The organism is Klebsiella terrigena (assembly GCF_012029655.1).
In the GTDB taxonomy this organism is placed as follows: Bacteria; Pseudomonadota; Gammaproteobacteria; order Enterobacterales; family Enterobacteriaceae; genus Klebsiella; species Klebsiella terrigena.
This window is the reverse complement of record NZ_CP050508.1, coordinates 4,218,069-4,237,508: the sequence shown is the minus strand read 5'-3', so window position 1 is coordinate 4,237,508 and position 19,440 is coordinate 4,218,069. Positions and strand designations below refer to the sequence as shown.

The window sequence follows — 19,440 nt, the reverse complement described above, 5'->3', positions numbered from 1 at the left end:
CGGTTTAATTCATATGTTAAACGCGACATGTAGCATAGCGAAATGAATTTTGCTAAACCGATTTAATAATTGTGACGGAGGCAACAAAGCGGGCCGTTGAGGACGGCCCGCGGGGGATCAAAACTGGCGATTGAGATCGTGCTGCCAGGGGAGGGCGGTCATGGCGCCTTTGGCGGTGGTCGCCAGCGCGCCGCAGGTTTGCGCCAGCTGCAGCGCGGGCTCCAGCGACGCCAGGTCGGTCGGTATGCCGTTGGCGGCGAGGCTGGAGAGCAGACCGGCGACGAAGGCATCGCCCGCGCCGGTGGTATCGACGCTGACCACCGGCTTCGCCGCAAAGTGGATCGTCTGCTGCTGAAAAGCCGCCAGCACGCCGGCTTTACCCTGGGTGACCAGCAGCAGCTCCGGCCGGTAGCGCTGGCTTAAGATGGCAATACCCTGCGCCAGATCGCTGCTGCCGCTGATAAAGACCAGCTCCTCCTCAGAGAGCTTCACCACGTTGGCAAGCGACAGCGCCCTGTCGAGACAGGCCTGCAGCAGCGCCGGGTCCTGCCACAGGTCCTCGCGAATATTGGGGTCGAAGCTTACCCAGCCGCCGACGCTTTTGATCTGCTCCATCGCCGCGAAGGTGGTGCTCCGGCTTGGCTCAGCGCTGAGGGCAATAGAGCAGACGTGGAGCCACTGGCGGGGCGCGAAGGCCGGGAGATCCTCCGGCTGCAAAAAGAGGTCGGCGCTGGGGCGCACCATAAAGGTAAAGGTACGCTCACCGTGGCTGTCGAGATCGACCACCACGGTTGAGGTTCTCTGCTGCGGGTCGAGACGCATATGGCTCACGTCAACCCGCTCCTGACTTAGGGTCTGGTGCATAAAGCGGCCGAAGGGATCGTCGCCGACGCGACCGATAAATCCGCTCTCTCCGCCGAGGCGGGCAACGCCTACCGCGACGTTGGCCGGCGCGCCGCCTGGACACTGCAGCAGCCGCCCTCCGCTCTCCGGCAGCAGGTCCACCACCGCATCTCCGACCACCCAAACTTTTGCGTTCATGCTCATCTCACCTCGTTGCTAAACTATATTAAACCGGTTTAGCTTTATTAAAGCATAGCCCCGTGCAGATCGAAACGCCGTGATGCCTAAAGTGGGAGACAGGGCAAAAAAAACGCGGCCCGCGGATTGACGCCGCAAAGCGGCCGCCGATCGCGGCAGGAACTCCAGCTGTGGACTTTTACTCTCTATAAATCTTATGTATATTTTGTCAGGCAATGATTTGTTCAGCGGATTTTTCTGACGGGGAAAGAACGGGGTGAATAGCAGCTTTGGCGATATCTACTCTTCCTATCAGAATCTGGAACTGAGCACGCATCTCCCCGAGGTTATCGCCTGCGGTGAGCAGGTTGAATGGGCCGCCGGCACGTGCTTTCAGCCCGCAGAGGGGTACATCTACTTCCTTTTGCAGGGGCAAATGACGCTGGCGGTGGGCGATGCGCAAAATCTGTTAGGGATTGTGATTGAGCATATGCCGCTGGGCCTGCCGGAACGCTACTTTCCGCAGCTGAACTGGCTCTATCAGTGCCAGGGGCAGTGTCGTTTTGCCAAAGTCACGGTCGCCGATTTTGAGCGCATATTCTTTCACTCGTCGCCAAAATATATGCAGGAGCTGACCACTATTCTGGTCTATATGGGCATCTTCGCGATTGATGCCCACAATGAACGGGGTAATCTGTCGGGGTTTCAGACCATCAAATCGATGCTTTCCCGCTACCTGTTCCGCACCGGGATTGACGACGGGCAACGTGAAAGCCTGTCCGCCTTTATTATCAAACGCACCAACCTTTCGCGCAGCTACGTTTATCAGGTACTGGCCGCTCTGAAAGAGGGAGGATATATTACGGTGAAAAAGGGCCGGCTAATATCTATCGACCGAAAAATCCCTGATAAATTTTAATTATTCCGCGAGTAGTTATTTACTCTCTCCCGCAAGCTGCCGCGTAAAATAAACTCGCAGCACGCTGTATCGCTATTTCCACCCGGCCTCGGCACGCCGTCGGGATGGTATTTATTTCTCTTATTGAACTCTGGAGTATTCGATGACTCTTGACTATATCGCTCTGGCCATCCTGATTGCGGTGGTGCTGATTCTATTTTACGGGATAATTGTGATCCACGATATCCCGTACGAAATTGCCAAAAAAAGAAACCATCCGCACCAGGATGCTATTCACTACGCCGGCTGGGTCAGCCTGTTTACGCTTCACGTGCTGTGGCCGCTGCTGTGGATCTGGGCGACGCTGTGGCGCGAGGACCGCGGCTGGGGAATGCAGAAGGCGCAGCAGGAAAGCGGCGATCTGCATCGGCACCTGACTCAGGTATTAACGCGGCTGGATACGCTGCAGCAGGAATTAAATACCCTGAAAGGCCATCATCCGCTGTCGGTGGCTGCTGAAGGCGTCGCCACGAAGGAGGATAAATAATGGAAACGCTGCTGCTGCTGTGCTATGCCGCACTCTGTATCGTTATTTTTAAAATATTTCGTATTCCGCTCAATAAATGGACGGTACCGACCGCGGTATTAGGTGGGATTGTTATTATCGGGACGCTTATTTTAGGGATGAATTATAACTTTCCGTATACCGAAACGGGCAAGCAGGTATTTCGTACGGTGCCCATTGTGTCGCAGACGCGGGGCCGCGTGACCAGCGTTCCGGTTCAGGCCAATCAGATGCTGAAGCAGGGCGACGTGCTGTTTACTATTGACCCGACTCCGTTCCAGGCCAAAGTGGATGACCTCAAGGCGCAGGTAAAAGCGGCCAGCCAGGACGCGCTATCGCTCGACTCGGCGCTAAATAGCGCCCGGGCCAGCCTGGATAAAGCCAGCGCCGAGCGCGACCGGGCCCAGCGGGAGTATGCCCGTTTTGCGGCCGGTCATGATAAGGGTGCCTTTTCCGATCAGATGGTCGATACCCGTCGCCAGACGTGGAAAGCGGACGAAGCCGCGGTAGCGGCCGCAAAAGAGAACGTTGTCCAGGCGCGGAATGCCCTGCACTCCGTGGTTCACGGGGAAAATACCCGGGTTGCCTCGCTGCTGGCCCAGCTGCGGGAAGCCGAATTTAAGCTGGAGAATACCGTGGTGCGCGCGCCGTCTGACGGCTACGTGAGCACCGTGGGCCTGCGGCCCGGCACCATGTCGACGGCCCTGGGTCTCGCGCCGGTTATGACCTTTGTGCCGGTGACGGAGAATCAGTCCCGTGAATACGTCGCGGCGTTTCGACAGAACTCGTTGCAGCGTCTGCAGGCCGGGGAGAAGGCGGAGCTGCTGTTCCCGGCGATCCCGGGCACCGTTTTCAGCGCGGAGGTCGTCGAGGTTCTGCCGGCAATCGGTGAAAGCCAGTTTCAGGGCCAGGGCAAGCTGCTGACCACCGATGCGCTAATCGGTCACGGCCGGGCGCTGGTGGTCTTCAAAGTGAACGATCCGCGCCTGCAAAATTACCGTTTACCGCAGGGGACCGACGTCGAAGCGGCGGTCTATTCCGGACACTTCGAGCACCTGTCGCTTATTCGTAAGATCCTGATCCGCATGAAAAGCTGGGAAAACTACCTCTACCTCGATCATTAATTGCCGCCTCATGCCGGCGCCCCGGTTCTGGGCGTCGGCGCTGCTCAAGGCCACCGCCGCCTACGCCGGCACCGCGCTGCCGACCAGCCCGTCAATAATCACCTGCATGACCCCCTGCGAGCAGGGCTCAATGCGTCCCCGCACGCCGTACACCTCGGCTAAGATCTCCGGCGTAATCACCCGCGACGGCGCCCCCTCGGCCAGCAGACGCCCCTCTTTTAGCATCAGCACGCGATCGGCGTGGCGCAGGGCGATATTAATGTCATGCACCACCACCAGGGTGACGATATTGCGTCTTCGGGTCTCCCTGCGCACCAGATCCATCACGTGGAACTGATAGTTCAAATCCAGCGCGCTGAGCGGCTCATCGAGCAGCAGCAGCGCCGGCTGGCGGATAAGCGACTGGGCCAGGCCGACGAGCTGCTTTTGCCCGCCGGAAAGCCGGTCGAGGTAGCTGAGCGCCAGATGTTCAATGCCCAGCTGGCGCAGCAGGGACATCACCTGCTGCTGGCTTTGCGCGTCGTGCACGCCGCCGGCCGCGCGCTGGGCGACGATAATCGACTCCAGCACGTGCAGATGGACGCCCGCCGGCAGCGTTTGCGGCAGATAGACCACCTTTTCCGCCCGCCGGGCAAACGGCAGCGCCAGCAGGTTTTCCCCGTCAAGCGACAGCTCTCCCGTCGAGGGGCCCAGGCCGGCCATCGCCCGCATCAGGGTCGATTTGCCGCTGCCGTTGGGGCCCAGCAGGGCGGTGATTTCACCGCGCTGCAGACGCGGTACCGTCAGGTCGCGGATAACCTGGCGCTTCGGATAGCCGGCGCTGAAGCGCGATAGCGCCAGCCCTGTAGAGATGTGCGGATTCATACGTTCCCCCGGTGGCGCAGAATGATGCTCAGAAAGAACGGAACGCCAACCAGCGAGGTGACGATCCCGACCGGAATAATGGCGCCGGGGATCAGATTCTTCGACGCCACGGAGGCCAGCGACAGCACCAGCGCACCGATCAGGGCGCTGGCTGGGAGGTAAAAGCGGTGATCTTCGCCGAAAATCAGGCGTGCGATGTGCGGAGCCACCAGGCCGATAAAGCCAATCGGACCGACGAAGGCCACCGAAATCGCCGACAGGATGCTGATCCGCAGCAGGGTGGTTAGGCGCAGGCGGCGCACGTTAATCCCGAAGCTCATAGCCCGATCTTCGCCGAGGCGCAGCGCCGTCAGCTTCCACGAGCTCAGCATCGATAGCGGCATCACTACCGCCAGCACCGCCAGCAGGATGCCGACCTTCTGCCACGAGGCGCGGTCAATGCTGCCCATGGTCCAGAACACCAGCCCCTGCAGCGTGTCTTCGTTGGCGACAAACTGCAGCATGGAGACCAGCGCGTTGAAGGTAAAGACCAGCGCGATGCCGAACAGGATAACCCCGGAGGAGGCCACCTGGGTCCAGCGGGTAATGCCGTCCAGCAGCAGGGCGGCCAGCAGCGCGAAGATAAAGGCGTTGGCCGAGATAAACCACTGGCTGGGGATCCCCGGAATGCCGATCCCCAGCACGATGGCCAGCGCCGCGCCGAAGGCTGCCGCCGAGGAGACGCCGAGGGTAAAGGGGCTGGCCAGCGGATTGTTGAGGATGGTCTGCATCTCCGCTCCGGCGAGGCCGAGCGCGAGGCCAACAATAATTGCCATCAGGGCGTACGGCAGGCGGATATCCCAGACGATAACCCGCGTTCCGGCGCTGGCGCTGGCCGGATCGATCAGGGTTTGCCACAGCGTCTGCAGCGGCATCCCGGACGGACCCATCATAAAATCGAGCAGCAGAGAGATAATAATCAGCGCCGCCAGCAGCAGCATAAAAGCGATGCGGCGGCGCACGATGTGGCGGTAGTTGGCCATCACGTCCCGCCCGGCGCCTTGGGCTATGAGGGCGGATTCAGTCGTCGAGCTCATGGGCGCTTACTCACCTTGTTTCCAGGAAAAGACGAAGGGCAGGTCGGGCAGGGTGGTGAAATGGCGCACGATATAGCGGTAGCTGTCATCCGGGCTGAGGCGGCTAAAGGTCTGCGGATAGATATCTTTCGCCAGATACTCCATACCGACGATATTCCACGGATGGTTGTAGAAGTGGTGATAGATCCCGTAGGCCCGGCCGGCCTTCACCGGTGGGATGGCGCTGACGCCGGTCCGCGAGAGCAGAACCTGAGCCTGGGCGTTCACCTCCTGCGGGTTAACCCGGTAGCCCAGCGGCAGAACCTGGCTGTTGCCGCGTTTTGAGCCGGTCATGATATAGGCGTCGGGCTTCATGCTAATTACCTTCTCCAGCGCCACAAAGCCGGAGGCGCCTGGCAGCACCTGCGCGCCGATGTTATTGGCTCCCACCGCTTCAACCAGCCCGCCCCAGCCGCTATGTCCGTGGGTAAAGCAGCAGGCGTCGCTGTTGCCCGCCAGCGCCTCGACGAAGACGTTCGCCTTCGGCGCGATGGCGGCGGTTTTCTGGCGAATCGCCTGCAGCTGCTGGCGATAGTAGTCGGTATAGGCTTTGGCGTTGCTTTCACGGTTGAGCACCTGGCCCAGCAGGTCGATACTCGGGGCGGTATCCTTCGCCGGGTTCACTTCATAATCGACAAACAGCACCGGAATATTGAGCGCGCCGAGCTTGCTGATAATGCCGCTCTCTTCCAGCGCCGGCTTCGCGCGCAGCTGGGCAATCATCAGGTCCGGCTGGCGGGAAATCACGCTTTCAAGGTCAATATTGCCCTTATCGCTAAAGCCCATATCCAGAATGCTCGCCGACTGCGGCCACTTCTGCTGCAGCATCTTCCAGGTTTCAACGTCCTGTTTTTTCGCCAGATTATTCCAGGCAACCAGCCGCTTAAAGGGGTTATCGCGGTCGAGAAGCGCCAGCGCCATAATATCCCGGCCGTCCTGCAGGATGATGCGCTGCGGCTCGTGCTGGAGAGTAATGCTGCGGCCGTCGATGTCGGTCACGGTGAGCGGGTACTGGGTGGCATAGCCGGACAGCGGGGCGGAGATTAGCGCAGTAAGAATAAGCGAACTTACTGATTTCATTGCCATAATGTGAGTTCCGTTTGCAAATTATAAATATAATGATTTTGATAATTATTCTCGTGTGAAAATAAACGGCAGATATATGAAACGTCGATTTCATAAAATGTAACAACTTTGCTGGAGGTGATAAGAATGGCCGCGATCGGCACTTAACTGCCTAAAAAACAGGCGGTCAGCGCCAGAGGCAGTTTTAAGAACTATCCCTAAAGCCAAACGGCAGAATCTTGTGCCATGCTGAATGCGACTCATAACACTAAGCACGTTAGAGAGGAAATTATGAAAAAGGCAATGATTGCGTTATCTGCGATTCTGGTAGCAGCTCCCGTTTTTGCTGCAACCACCACCACACACGCTACTGATGAAACCGTCGCGGCGGCCCATGAAGGGGCTAACACGGCGAAGGAAAAGCTGCATAAGGCCCAGAATGAAGGCGATGAGCTGAAGCTCAAGTCTCAGCACGCGGCTGAAGGCAAAAGCGATAGCCTGGGCAGCAAGGTCAGCGAAGGCACGCAGAAAACCTGGAACAAGACCAAAGAAGGTACCGAGAAGGGTTGGGATAAGACCAAAGAAGGCACTGAAAAAGGCTGGAATAAAACCAAAGCCGTCACCGAGGAAGGCTGGGATAAAACCAAGCAGGGTGCTGACGATTTGAAAAAGAAAGTCACTGAGTAAATACTGACTGTTCTGTATAAAAGGGCCGCGCAAGCGGCCTTTTTTTATTGGTTCTGGCAAACGCCATATCCACCAGATTATTAAGATTGGCGCCCGCGACAATATGCCAGGAATACTCCTGGTTATCCCGATACTCACCGTTTCTCCACATTCCGCCGGTAAAAAGGAAATATATCAGGAGGTGGACAATGAAAAAGATTATTACTCTGGCAGTTATTTTATCCTGCACGATCACGTCGCTGGCCTACGCCGACGGCCCGAATGGCAACAACGCTCCCGGCCAGCAGCAGGTATGGCAAAATGAGTCCGGGCACGGCAAAAACGACGGCAATCGTCAGCAGGGGCCCGGCAACGGGCCGCAGGGAAACCAGGCGAACGGCCATCAGGATAACGGCAATCATCGTGGACCGAATCGCGGCGAGCAGGGGCGCACAGGTGCTTCGCAGCAGCATCGTCAGGATCGCCACGAGCAGGAGCATTTCGCCTGGAACGGCCACGACTTCCGCAAAGGCCAGCCCGCGCCTGAGCACTATCGCGGCAGCGCGTACCGGATTAATAACTGGCACGATCGCGGCCTGCCGGCGCCTCCTCAGGGGCAGCACTGGTCCTATATTGACGGTAACTACGTACTGATTGCGGCGGCGACCGGGATCATCACCTCAATTCTGGTGAATGGTCTTCTCAACAACTAGCCGCTAGCCTGCGGCATCCCGGAGCGGTATTGCGTACCGTCTCCGGGAGCGCCTGTCCTATCTTTTATTCAGCTCGTCATCCGGCCAGTACTTGTAGCCGTTAATCATCGCCTGGGCGGCCAGCCCTTTTTCGGTCATTTCGTAGACGTTAACCTTCGAGGGCAGGGACGCGGTCTCCTTCGCGACGCCGTTGGCCGAGGCGCCGACCGGCGCAATGCCCTTATCGTCATATTTCGCCGCCGCGTTGGCATCGGCTCCGACGACATAGCCCCGGGTGATAAAATTATTCAGCGCCGCTTTATCGTGGAACACCACCACGGTGCGCTGCTGTTTTATCCCCATTCCCACGCCGGCACCGCCCTGGGCCATTTTCATATAGGTATCTTTACCGCTGCGGATATCTTTAACGACGCCATAGCCGCTGCCGAAGCCGAACAGCAGAATTTTGCTACTGTTGCTGGCAAATACCGCGTAGCCGTCAGAATGCTGAATATCGGCGCGGGCTTCCGGGTGCAGGGAATAAAGTTTGCTCAGCGTTTCGGTACGCATTTTTTGAATGCTGGCGCGCTGCTGGCTGGCGGTATCGCCCTGCGCGCTGCAGCCGGCGAGCGCCAGCGCCGATGCCAGAAAAAGGAGCTGATATTTCATTTTTACACTCTGCCGTAGGGGTTGCGATAAACGGGATTAAGGTCGGCGATCGTAGAATTAAATTGTGATAAAGACCCAGAACTTAAAAGTTTATATTTAAATTTTGCCTGTTTATTAGCTTATTACTCTGCTCCCAGCCAGGGTGAAATAGCCTGCCCGGCGGCGCCTTTTCTACTGCGCCAGGCGCCGGCGTATTTTCCCCGGCGCTTTTGATAAGGCGCTGAATAATCATTAGTAAATAAGATGATGACTCCCTCAGGAATTAGAAATGCTGCTTGCAATAACCGCTTATCCAGATAAGTTATTGACTCTGAGTATATTCTTCATCCTTCAGGTTTCGGCGCCGTCGGAACGTCAATTATTGAAGATATCCTGACCCAATGAATTTTGCTCTGCAGCGCGGCGAACGCCCAGGCGTTTACCCGGATTAGCGGCCGTACACCGCGCCCGACCGGGCGAAAACGGGAGCGGCCGGACTATTGCCCACGCGGATGCAGGCAGAATGACGATCTTATTTCCCGGAGACCGGCATGACCGATTTTGTAATTCCAGAAATTAAAGCAGCTGAAGATGAAATGATTGCGATCCGTCATTATTTACATGCCAATCCGGAATTAAGCCTCGAAGAGTTTAATACCAGCGAGCTGGTGGCCGGAAAGCTGACGGAGTGGGGCTATCAGGTGACCCGCGAGCTGGGAAAAACCGGGCTGGTCGGTTCATTGCGCAAGGGCGACTCGCCGCGCACCATCGGGCTGCGCGCTGATATGGACGCGCTGCCGATTTTTGAAACCACCGACCTGCCCTGGGCCAGCACCGTGGCGGGAAAAATGCACGCCTGCGGCCATGACGGCCACACCACCATTCTGCTGGCGGCGGCGAAGTATATCGCTTCTCCGGCCTGCGAATTTAACGGCACCGTGCACCTAATTTTCCAGCCCGCGGAAGAGGCCATCGGCGGGGCGGATTTAATGATTAAAGACGGGCTGTTCGATCGCTTCCCCTGCGAGCGCATCTTTGCGCTGCACAACATGCCGGGGCTGCCGGTCGGCAAGCTCGGCTTTTATGCCGGCAACTTTATGGCCTCGGCGGATACGGTCAAAATCACCGTTCACGGCTACGGCGGCCACGGCGCTCACCCTGACCGCACGGTTGACCCCATTCTGGCCAGCGCGGCGCTGGTGATGGCGCTGCAGAGCATCGTCGCGCGCAACGTGCCGCCGGGAGAAACCGCCGTCGTGACCGTCGGCACCTTCCAGTCGGGCATCGCCTCCAACGTCATTCCACAAAGCGCGGTGATGGAGCTGACCGTAAGGGCGATGAAGCCCGAGGTCCGCGATCTGCTGATTAAGCGCATCCACGAAATCACCGAGTTCACCGCCAAAAGCTACGGCGCAACCAGCGAGATCGAGGTTTATGACTCCTATCCGGTGCTGACCAACAGCGAGGAGGAGACGGCGTTTGCCAGGGCGCTGGCGCTGGAGGTCTTCGGCAGCGATAAGGTGCTGCCGTCGATCGCGCCGATGAACGCCAGCGAAGATTTTGCCTTTATGCTGCAGGCGCGTCCGGGCTGCTACTTCCTGCTGGGCAACGGCGAGAAGGGCGGCAAGGGCAGCTGCATGGTGCATAACCCAGGCTACGACTTTAATGATGACATTATTAGCACCGGCGCGACGCTTTTCGCCCGGTTAGTTGAAACGCACTGCCGCTGATCTCTGGAGCTCGTAAATAATGAAAAAATCACTTCTGCTGTGGGTTGCGCTGATGGCCTCAACGTCGGCGCTGGCCGCAGAAAATAAGGAAATTCGCTTTGGCGTCGATCCGACCTTTGCGCCGTTTGAATGGAAGGACCCGCAGGGCAAGCTGGCGGGTTTCGATATTGATTTAGGCAACGCCATCTGCCAGCAGCTGCAGGCCAAATGCGTGTGGGTGGAAAGCAACTTCGACGGCATCATTCCGGCGCTGAAGGCGCGTAAATTTGACGCCATTCTCTCCGGTATGTATATGACCGAGAAGCGTAAAGAGCAGATTGGCTTTAGCGACAAGCTCTATAACGGCCCGGTGTTCCTCGTGGCGCGCAAAAATACGCTGAGCGGCAATACGCCGGAGCAGCTGAAGGGCAAAACCATCGGCGTGGAGCAGGGCTCGGCGCAGGAAACCTACGTGAATCAGCACTGGCGTCCGGCGGGAATTAATATCGTGGCCTACCAGGGCGCCGACAGCGTGGTGCGGGATCTGGAGTCCGGGCGTATCGACGGCGCGGTGCTCTCCGGAATGATGGCGGACTACAGCTTCCTGCAGCAGCCTCAGGGCAAAGATTTCGCCTTCGTTGGCGGTCATTTGCAGGATGATAAGCTGTTTGGCGCCGGGGCGGCCATTGGCCTGCGCAAGGACGACGACGCCTTACGTCAGGAGATTAACGGCGCAATTGCCAAAATTCTTGCCGACGGAACCTATAAAAAACTGGCCGGGAAATATTTTAGCTTTGACGTCTATTCCGGGACATAATGCGGTTATGCAGGCGGCGGGCACGGAAAGCCCGCCTCAGGCTTCCTTTCTCTACTATCATTTCTGACCCTGGCCCGATAACGCAGGACGCAGAATATAAACGAGACCCTCACTCATTCGAGTTGAACCAGGCCGGGCGCGGGCAACCTGAAGGACGACGGGTCAATAAGGAGTGAACGGCATGATGACACGTCCATTGGGCAAAACCGGATTTTCCATTGCGCCGCTGGTCTTTGGCGGCAACGTTTTCGGCTGGACCTGCGATGAAAAAACCAGTTTTGCCATTCTTGATGCTTTCGTTGACCACGGCTTTGACGCTATCGATACGGCGGACGTTTACTCCCGCTGGGCGGACGGCAATCAGGGCGGAGAGTCGGAAACGATAATCGGCCGCTGGCTGCAGGCGCGGCCGGGGATGCGTGAGCGGGTTAAAATCTTCAGCAAGGTCGGCTCAGATATGGGGCCCGACGGGCAAAAAGGGCTGAGCAAAGCCTGGATCCAGAAGGCGGTAGACCACTCCCTGCGCCGCCTGAATAGCGACTATATCGATCTCTATTTTGCCCACTGGCCGGATCCGCAAACTCCGCTGGCGGAAACCCTGGAAGCCTTCCAGGCCCTGCAGCAGGCGGGAAAAATCCGCGCGACCGGCGCGTCGAACCTCGACGCGCAGCAGCTGTCGGCGGCGCTGGAAGTAGCGCGCAAGGGCGGCCTGCCGGCCTGGCAGGTGCTGCAGCCGGAATATAATCTCTATCACCGCTCCGCCTTCGAAGGCGCGCTCTGCGATCTCTGCATCAGCCGCGAGATTGGCGTGGTGACCTACTACAGCCTGGCCTCCGGCTTTTTAACCGGTAAATACCGCCAGCAGGCTGACCTCGCGCAGAGCCAGCGCGGCGGCGGCATCGCCAAATATCTCAATCCGCGCGGGATGCGCATTCTCGATACTCTCGAAGAGGTTGCCGGGCAGCACAACGCTAAGCCGGCGGAGGTGGCCCTCGCCTGGCTGATGAGCCGGGAAGGGGTGACCGCGCCGATCGCCAGCGCGACCAGCGTCGCCCAGGTTGAGAGCTTTGCCCGCGCCGCCGGGCTGACGCTCAACGCCGCGCAGCTGGCGCGGCTCGAGATCGCCAGCGCCTGATGGCCGTCTGCCGGAGCCGTCGGGCTCCGGCTTTTCCCGGCTAGCGGTGCGTCGTTACGTTCAGCACCTGCGCGCTGGCGCCGACCCGGCGGTCCCCTTTGGCGGCATGAAAGGCTCGGGCATCGGGCGCGAGTTTGGCAGCTCGTTTATTGATGATTACACTGAACTTAAATCCGTGATGGTGCGCTATTAATAGCCGACGGGCCTGACGAAATATACTCTTTAGGGTTTAACTGTTGTCGGCAATAAAATAATACTTTGGGCTAATATTTAAATCACCCTCCCTCCGGCCGCTAGCTAACAACTTAGTGGCCTTTTTATTTACCTCATATATGTGTGCCAGAGAATTCAGCGAAAACTTGTACAATAATAAGCGGATTAAAAATGGCTGCTTATCCATTTTGGCGTTATTACTACAGGCTGCGGAATTATTTCTTTTGCTTATTGCTATTCGGCGAACTGTTGTTAATTAAATATTGCATAGTAATTTTTAATTAACAATTTTTAATTAACATTGGTTTTTTATTTTTAGGAGGTTGCAGTGACTGCGCCATTAAAAAAAATTGTCATTGTCGGCGGCGGTGCCGGCGGGCTGGAGCTGGCCACGCAGCTGGGGCATAAGCTTGGCCGCCGTAATAAGGCTCAGATTATCCTCGTCGATCGCAGCCAGAGCCACCTGTGGAAGCCGCTGCTGCATGAGGTGGCGACCGGATCGCTGGATGCCGGCGTGGACGCCCTAAGCTTTATGGCGCATGCCAGTAAGCATTATTTTGAGTTCCAGCACGGCGCCGTTATCGATATTAATCGCGACGCGAAAACCCTCGTCCTGGCGGAACTGCGCGATGAAAACGGCGAGCTGCTGGTTGCCGAACGCACCCTCGGCTGGGATACCTTAGTGATGGCGCTGGGCAGCACCTCCAACGACTTTAATACCCCCGGGGTAAAAGAGAACTGTATTTTCCTCGACAGCGCCGAGCAGGCAAAACGCTTCCATCAGCAGATGCTTAACCTGTTCCTCAGGCATTCGGCTAACCCGCAGAACCTCGGCAAGGTGAATATTGCCATTGTCGGCGGCGGGGCGACGGGCGTCGAACTGTCGGCCGAGCTGCACAATGCGGTGAAAGAGCTGCAGCGCTACGGCTATAAGCATCTGACCAACGAGGCGCTGAACGTCAGCCTGGTTGAAGCCGGCGAGCGTATTCTGCCGGCGCTGCCGGAGCGCATCTCCCTGGCCGCGCGCGATGAGCTGACGAAGCTGGGCGTCAACGTGATGACCCAAACCCTGATTACCCGCGCCGACGAGCAGGGGCTGCACACCAAAGACGGCAGCGTAATTAGCGCGGATCTGATGGTGTGGGCGGCCGGCATCAAGGCGCCGGACTTTATGCGCGATATTGCGGGCCTTGAGACCAACCGGATTAACCAGCTGGTCGTTGAGCCGACGCTGCAGACCACCCGCGATAGCCATATTTTTGCCTTCGGCGACTGCGCTGCCTGCCCGCGCCCGGAGGGGGGATTTATTCCTCCGCGCGGCCAGGCGGCTCACCAGATGGCCCTCTTCACGGCGAACAACATTATTGCGCAGCTGAAGGGCCGACCGCTGAAATCGTTCGTCTATCGCGACCGCGGCTCGCTGGTCTCGCTCTCAGGCTATACCACCCTCGGGAGCATTATGGGCCATCTGCCGGTGGGGCCGATGATGGTGGAGGGCAGGCTCGCGCGCCTGGTCTACGATTCGCTGTACCGTATGCATCAGGTGACGCTGCACGGCTACGTGAAAACCGGCCTGCTGATGCTCTCCGGCGGGATTAACCGCATCATTCGTCCGCACCTCAAGCTGCACTAAACACGCTGCACGAAAGATGAAATAGCCTCCCGGACACCGCCGTCCGGGAAGGCGCAACGTCCCGCTCCCAGGCTGGCGACAAATCCCTTCGCGTATCATGTTCTAAAATCAGCAGATTACTGTTTTTGCCCGCAGCGGAAGTGATTACGCTTGCCTGAATGACGATAATGAGTATAGTTCTCATTCTTCTTTTTGTTTGCAGGCTAAGTAGGGAATGACCTGCGTCAGTGAGTGGCTCACAGGGAAACAGCGAAGGCGTAGGGTGGGGCTCGGTACGGCAAGGCTGAAGCAAAAAATATCGGCCAGGAGCTACCATCAGGTCATTGATTATGTAAAGGATTCCTCCTGTGAAATACGCTATTCCGGCCCTCGCGCTGGCTATCTCTGCGCTCTTAAGCGGCTGTGCCGCTACCCATACCCCGCCCGTTGCGCAACCGGCTGTCGACAGCGCCGCCGCTGCTACCCTGGCGCAGCCGCTGAAGCGCGAGCTGGCCGAAGGCCTCTATGAAATGGCGCTGAGCCCGAAAGGCGATGCGCTGTACGTTGCCAGCGCCGAAGGTTTTAAAGACGTGCAGGGCGGGGCGGTCTATAAGCTCGACCCGAAAACCCTGAAGACCATCGGCCTGAGCTATACCGACCTGAAAAACTTTGCCGTCCAGATAACGCCGGATGGCGCAACGCTGTTCGTTACCAACTCCCTCGACGGCGGCATCAGCGCCATTGACACCGCCACCGGCAAAGTCAAAAAGCGCCTGCTGTTTAGCGAGCGCAACGAGAAGGGGCTGCCGTACGGCGCGCGGCAGATCCTGCTGCTGAACGACACTCTCTACGTGGGTGCGGTTGCCGATCCGGCGCAAATCTGGGTGGTTGACGCCAACACGCTGAAGCTGAAAGCGCGGATTAAAAACACCGGCAAATGGATGACCGGCCTGCACTATTCCGCGCAAACGGGGCGCCTGTACGCGGCCAACGGCGGCGGAGAGATCCTCGTTATCAACCCGCGTAATAACCGCGTTGAGCAGCGCTGGAAGCCGCTGGGCGACAAGCCGGCGCTGCTGCTGAATATCGCCGAAGATAGCGAAACCGGCCGCCTGTTCGTCACCGATAACTCAAAAGCGAAAACCACCCTGGTGCTGGATATTCACAGCGGCAAGGTGATCAAGCAGCTCGACGTGGGCGACTCGCTGGCGGTGCTGTTCAACCCGAAACGCAATGAGATTTATATCTCCCGGCGCGAGTCCGGCAAGGTCATCAGCCTCGACGGCACCAGCTATGCGCAGAAGCGTCAGTGGGATATCCCGGCTAACCCCAACAGCCTGCTGCTCTCAGCCGATGGTCAGACGCTGTTTGTGACCGTCAAACAGCCGTTTAATAAAGATCATTCGACCAAAGGCCCGGACAGCGTTGTCCGCCTCGAGCTGGCGAATCAATAACTAAAATTGGCCCGGCAGCGGGCCCTTTGTTTCACTTTTCTCCTCCACGGGACACATTATGCACGTCACTCATACTTCATCCTTCCCGCTGCGTAAAACGCTGCTGGCGTTAACGATTGGCGCCATCGCCCAGGGCGCGGCGGCGGCGGACGACGCCAGCGCCGGCAAAAAAAATGAAGAGGTTATGGTCGTCCAGGCGAGCGAAGGCGGCGATTTTAAAGCCGGCGGCGACCTGGTGGTGCCGGCCTTCCTCGACGGGCAGATTGCCCACGGCGGCCGGCTGGGCATGCTCGGTGAACAAAAGGCGATGGACGTCCCCTTTAACGTCATCGGCTACACCGCAAAGCTGATTCAGGACCAGCAGGCGCGCACCATTGCCGACGTGGTCAGCAACGATGCGGGGATCCAGACGGTGCAGGGCTACGGTAACTTTGCCGAAACCTACCGCATTCGCGGCTTTAAGCTCGACGGCGACGACATGACCATGGGCGGCCTCGCCGGCGTGGTGCCGCGTCAGGTGATGGATACCCAGATGCTGGAGCGGGTGGAGGTCTTTAAGGGCGCCAACGGCCTGCTCAACGGCGCGGCCAGCAGCGGCGTCGGCGGGATGATCAACCTTGAGCCGAAGCGGGCTGAGGATATCCCAACCGCCAGGGTGGGGGTCGACTATACCTCCGATTCTCAGGTCGGCGGCAGCCTCGACCTCGGCCGTCGTTTTGGCGATGACAACCAGTTCGGCGCGCGCGTCAACCTGGTGCATCGCGAAGGCGAAGCGGCGGTGGAAAACGACCGCCGTCGCACGACGCTTGCCTCCCTGGGGCTGGACTACCGCAGCGATCGCTTCCGTTCATCGCTCGACTTTGGCTACCAGAAAAAAACCTTCCACGGCGGGGAGATGGGGGTGAACGTCAGCGGCGTCGACTTCGTGCCCGCGGTACCGGATAACCGCAAAAACTACGGCCAGAAGTGGGGCTATAGCGATATCGAGAACGAATTCGGGATGGCGAAGGCGGAATACGATCTCAGCGACAGCTGGACGCTGTACGGCTCCCTCGGCGGCCAGCACGCGCACGAGACCGGCACCTACAGCACCGCGAAGCTGCTGAATGAAAACGGCGACGCGACCGCCGGGCGCCTGGACACCAACCGGATTATCGACGCCTTCAGCGGTATGGGCGGCGTGCGCGGTGACTTCAACACCGGCGCGATTTCCCATCAGGTTAACGTCGGCTACTCGGCGCAGATCAAGCGCGATAAAACCGCGTGGCGGATGTCGACGAAAAACCCGACCACCAATATTTATGACGGCCGCGACGTGCCGATGCCGGATAACACCCTGTTTGGCGGCAACTACTTCGACCCCCTGACCACCTCGCGCAGCCGCACTCAGGGCTGGCTGCTGAGCGATACGCTGGGCTTCTTTAACGACAAGGTGCTGCTGACCGCCGCCGCCCGTCATCAGAAGGTGGTGGTGCGTAACTACAGCAATAAAACCGGCGTGGAGGACCCCGCTTCGCTCTATACCCAAAGCCGCTGGACGCCGACCCTGGGCCTCGTCTACAAGCCGTGGGAAACGCTGTCGCTGTACGCCAACCACACCGAAGCGCTGCAGCCGGGCAGCGTGGCGCCAAATACCGCCGCCAACGCCGGGCAGAGCACCGGGATCGCGCACTCGAAGCAGGATGAAGTGGGCGTGAAGGTTGACTACGGCACCGTCGGCGGGTCGCTGGCGCTGTTTCAAATCAAAAAGCCGAACGCGATCTCCGATGCGAACGGCTACTACGGGCTGGACGGCGAACAGCGCAACCGCGGCGCCGAGCTGAACGTCTTTGGCGAGCCGATGCTGGGGCTGCGCCTCAATGGCAGCACGCAGTGGCTCGATCCCGAGCAGACCAAAACGGCTAAGGGCGTCAACGACGGAAAAGACGCGGTTGGCGTGGCGCGCTTCTATGCGGTGCTGGGGGCCGAGTATGACATCAAGCCGGTCGAGGGCCTGACGGCCACCGCTCGCGTTAACCACACCGGTTCGCAGTACGCCGATGCGGCGAATACGAAGAAGCTCGACAGCTATACCACCCTCGATCTGGGCGTGCGCTACCGCATGCGCCTCAACGCCGATGGTAACGAAATGGTCTGGCGTGCGGGGGTGACCAACGTCACCAACGAGAAGTACTGGTCCGGCGTCGATGATTCCGGCACCTACCTGTCGGTGGGCGATCCGCGCACCGTTCGCGTATCGATGAGCTACGATTTCTAAGGCCAAAGCGCGGGGCGGGCCCGGACGGCTCGCCCCTCGTCGCCGGCAACAAACGCATCTGCGGCTTGAAGTCGGGCGAGCATAAGTGTAAAAGGTGCCCCTTCACTAAAAATGACAGGGGATCGACGTGAAAGACGCGTCAACGCAGTCGGATACCGTAGAACACGGCGGCCCGACGCTTCATCGCGGTTTACAGAACCGACATATCCAGCTCATCGCCCTCGGCGGCGCTATCGGCACCGGCCTGTTTCTCGGCATTGGCCCGGCGATTCAAATGGCGGGACCGGCGGTTCTGATTGGCTACGCCGTCGCCGGGATCATCGCCTTTCTGATCATGCGCCAGCTTGGCGAAATGGTTGTTGAAGAGCCGGTATCCGGCTCGTTTGCCCACTTTGCCTATAAATACTGGGGCCCGTTTGCCGGCTTTCTTTCCGGCTGGAACTACTGGGTGATGTTCGTGCTGGTGGGTATGGCGGAGCTGACCGCCGCCGGCATCTACATGCAGTACTGGCTGCCGGACGTGCCGACCTGGGTATGGGCTGCGGTCTTCTTTATTATCATCAACGCCGTTAACCTCGTGAACGTGCGCCTGTACGGCGAGGCGGAGTTCTGGTTTGCGTTGATTAAGGTGCTGGCGATTGTCGGGATGATCGGCTTCGGCCTGTGGATGCTGTTCGGCGGCCACGGCGGCAGCAAGGCGGGATTCGATAACCTGTGGCGTCACGGCGGCTTTCTGGCTACCGGCTGGCACGGCCTGGTGATGTCGCTGGCGGTGATTATGTTCTCCTTTGGCGGCCTGGAGCTTATCGGCATCACCGCCGCGGAAGCGCAGAATCCTGAAAAGAGCATTCCGAAAGCGGTGAACCAGGTGGTCTACCGTATCCTGCTGTTCTATATCGGTTCGCTGGTGGTGCTGCTGGCGCTCTACCCGTGGGTGGACGTGAAATCTGACAGCAGCCCGTTCGTGATGATTTTTCATAATCTCGACAGCAACGTGGTGGCTTCCGCGCTCAACTTCGTCATCCTGGTGGCCTCGCTGTCGGTTTACAACAGCGGCGTCTATTCCAACAGCCGGATGCTGTTCGGTCTGTCGGTGCAGGGCAACGCGCCGAAGTTTCTCGCCCGGGTCAGCAAGCGCGGCGTGCCGGTCAACTCGCTGATCCTCTCCGGGGTGATCACCTCCCTGGTGGTGCTGCTCAACTACCTGCTGCCGCAAAAGGCGCTGGGCCTGCTGATGGCGCTGGTGGTGGCGACGCTGCTGCTGAACTGGATAATGATCTGCATGGCGCATCTGAAATTCCGCGCCGCGCAGCGTCGTAAGGGACGCGAGTCGAAGTTCAAAGCGCTGCTGGCGCCTGGCGGAAACTATCTCTGCATCGCCTTCCTGGGGCTGATTCTGGTGCTGATGTGCACGATCGACGGAATGCGCCTGTCGGCCGTTCTGCTGCCGGTGTGGATCCTGTTCCTGTTTGTGGTCTTCAAGCTGCTGCGCCGTCCGGTGTAACGCCCGCGGCTCCGTCGTCCGACGGAGCCGTAATCCTTTATTGTGATCTTCTTCGCGCTTAGCGCATTTGCTTAAGGATCTT

General features: G+C 58.7%; 17 protein-coding genes and 1 pseudogene. 13 read left to right on the top strand and 5 right to left on the bottom strand.

What is annotated here, in order from left to right:
- Nucleotides 1-117: 117 nt before the first annotated feature.
- On the bottom strand, nucleotides 118-1,041 hold the full coding sequence (locus HCK03_RS19935) for an aminoimidazole riboside kinase (RefSeq protein WP_041144451.1): 924 nt from the start codon (nucleotides 1,039-1,041) through the stop codon (nucleotides 118-120).
- A 256-nt stretch (nucleotides 1,042-1,297) separates the two neighbouring features.
- Between HCK03_RS19935 and HCK03_RS19930 the strand changes: the two genes are divergently transcribed.
- The 3 genes from HCK03_RS19930 to HCK03_RS19920 all read left to right on the top strand — a co-directional run bounded on the left by HCK03_RS19930 (nucleotide 1,298) and on the right by HCK03_RS19920 (nucleotide 3,607).
- Nucleotides 1,298-1,939: a helix-turn-helix domain-containing protein gene (locus tag HCK03_RS19930; protein ID WP_167692078.1), complete on the top strand. Its 642-nt coding sequence runs from the start codon at nucleotides 1,298-1,300 to the stop codon at nucleotides 1,937-1,939.
- A gap of 142 nt (nucleotides 1,940-2,081) precedes the next feature.
- A complete protein-coding gene (locus HCK03_RS19925; RefSeq protein ID WP_041144453.1) occupies nucleotides 2,082-2,465 on the top strand; it encodes a DUF3302 domain-containing protein in 384 nt (127 codons plus the stop codon).
- Nucleotides 2,465-3,607: an HlyD family secretion protein gene (locus tag HCK03_RS19920; RefSeq protein WP_041144454.1), complete on the top strand. Its 1,143-nt coding sequence runs from the start codon at nucleotides 2,465-2,467 to the stop codon at nucleotides 3,605-3,607. The genes HCK03_RS19925 and HCK03_RS19920 overlap by 1 nt, the downstream gene beginning before the upstream one ends.
- 60 nt (nucleotides 3,608-3,667) lie before the next feature.
- Here HCK03_RS19920 and HCK03_RS19915 read toward each other — a convergent pair whose 3' ends face one another.
- Genes HCK03_RS19915 through HCK03_RS19905 form a run of 3 tightly spaced genes read right to left on the bottom strand, consistent with a single transcriptional unit; the run spans nucleotide 3,668 to nucleotide 6,672 of the window.
- On the bottom strand, nucleotides 3,668-4,471 hold the full coding sequence (locus HCK03_RS19915; RefSeq protein WP_041144455.1) for an ABC transporter ATP-binding protein: 804 nt from the start codon (nucleotides 4,469-4,471) through the stop codon (nucleotides 3,668-3,670).
- Complete coding sequence (locus tag HCK03_RS19910; RefSeq protein ID WP_166793767.1) at nucleotides 4,468-5,496, bottom strand: FecCD family ABC transporter permease; 1,029 nt, start codon at nucleotides 5,494-5,496, stop codon at nucleotides 4,468-4,470. The genes HCK03_RS19915 and HCK03_RS19910 overlap by 4 nt, the downstream gene beginning before the upstream one ends.
- Nucleotides 5,497-5,553: 57 nt before the next feature.
- Nucleotides 5,554-6,672, bottom strand: coding sequence for an ABC transporter substrate-binding protein (locus HCK03_RS19905; protein ID WP_041144457.1), 1,119 nt, complete (start codon nucleotides 6,670-6,672; stop codon nucleotides 5,554-5,556).
- A 270-nt stretch (nucleotides 6,673-6,942) separates the two neighbouring features.
- Here HCK03_RS19905 and HCK03_RS19900 point away from each other — a divergent pair, with 270 nt between their 5' ends.
- Both HCK03_RS19900 and HCK03_RS19895 read left to right on the top strand, forming a co-directional pair.
- Nucleotides 6,943-7,338, top strand: a complete 396-nt coding sequence (locus tag HCK03_RS19900) for a hypothetical protein (protein ID WP_041144458.1) — start codon at nucleotides 6,943-6,945, stop codon at nucleotides 7,336-7,338.
- 188 nt (nucleotides 7,339-7,526) lie between these two features.
- The gene (locus HCK03_RS19895; protein WP_041144459.1) at nucleotides 7,527-8,030 is read left to right on the top strand and encodes an RcnB family protein; all 504 of its coding nucleotides are present in this window, start codon (nucleotides 7,527-7,529) and stop codon (nucleotides 8,028-8,030) included.
- Nucleotides 8,031-8,087: 57 nt separating this feature from the next.
- On the opposite strand, the gene HCK03_RS19890 is transcribed toward HCK03_RS19895, so the two are convergent.
- On the bottom strand, nucleotides 8,088-8,678 hold the full coding sequence (locus HCK03_RS19890; protein WP_041144460.1) for a lipid-binding SYLF domain-containing protein: 591 nt from the start codon (nucleotides 8,676-8,678) through the stop codon (nucleotides 8,088-8,090).
- Between the two features lie 530 nt (nucleotides 8,679-9,208).
- On the opposite strand from HCK03_RS19890, the gene HCK03_RS19885 reads away from it, so the two are divergent.
- The 8 genes and pseudogenes from HCK03_RS19885 to pheP all read left to right on the top strand — a co-directional run bounded on the left by HCK03_RS19885 (nucleotide 9,209) and on the right by pheP (nucleotide 19,358).
- Entirely contained in the window at nucleotides 9,209-10,387 is a 1,179-nt protein-coding gene (locus HCK03_RS19885) for a M20 aminoacylase family protein (protein WP_115193386.1), read from the top strand.
- A 19-nt stretch (nucleotides 10,388-10,406) separates the two neighbouring features.
- Nucleotides 10,407-11,183 carry an ABC transporter substrate-binding protein gene (locus HCK03_RS19880; RefSeq protein WP_041144462.1) on the top strand — a complete coding sequence of 259 codons (777 nt, stop codon included), beginning with the start codon at nucleotides 10,407-10,409 and terminating at the stop codon, nucleotides 11,181-11,183.
- 181 nt (nucleotides 11,184-11,364) lie between these two features.
- Entirely contained in the window at nucleotides 11,365-12,318 is a 954-nt protein-coding gene (locus HCK03_RS19875) for an aldo/keto reductase (RefSeq protein WP_041144463.1), read from the top strand.
- A 79-nt stretch (nucleotides 12,319-12,397) separates the two neighbouring features.
- A pseudogene (locus HCK03_RS19870) lies at nucleotides 12,398-12,511 on the top strand (aldehyde dehydrogenase family protein); the annotation flags it as partial.
- A 348-nt stretch (nucleotides 12,512-12,859) separates the two neighbouring features.
- Nucleotides 12,860-14,164: an NAD(P)/FAD-dependent oxidoreductase gene (locus tag HCK03_RS19865; protein WP_041144464.1), complete on the top strand. Its 1,305-nt coding sequence runs from the start codon at nucleotides 12,860-12,862 to the stop codon at nucleotides 14,162-14,164.
- A gap of 347 nt (nucleotides 14,165-14,511) precedes the next feature.
- On the top strand, nucleotides 14,512-15,597 hold the full coding sequence (locus HCK03_RS19860; RefSeq protein WP_135185076.1) for a YncE family protein: 1,086 nt from the start codon (nucleotides 14,512-14,514) through the stop codon (nucleotides 15,595-15,597).
- 58 nt (nucleotides 15,598-15,655) lie between these two features.
- Nucleotides 15,656-17,854 (top strand): TonB-dependent receptor, encoded by a 2,199-nt coding sequence (locus tag HCK03_RS19855; protein WP_143967584.1) that lies wholly within the window; start codon nucleotides 15,656-15,658, stop codon nucleotides 17,852-17,854.
- Nucleotides 17,855-17,981: 127 nt separating this feature from the next.
- Nucleotides 17,982-19,358, top strand: coding sequence for a phenylalanine transporter (pheP, locus tag HCK03_RS19850; RefSeq protein ID WP_167692077.1), 1,377 nt, complete (start codon nucleotides 17,982-17,984; stop codon nucleotides 19,356-19,358).
- Nucleotides 19,359-19,440: the final 82 nt, after the last annotated feature.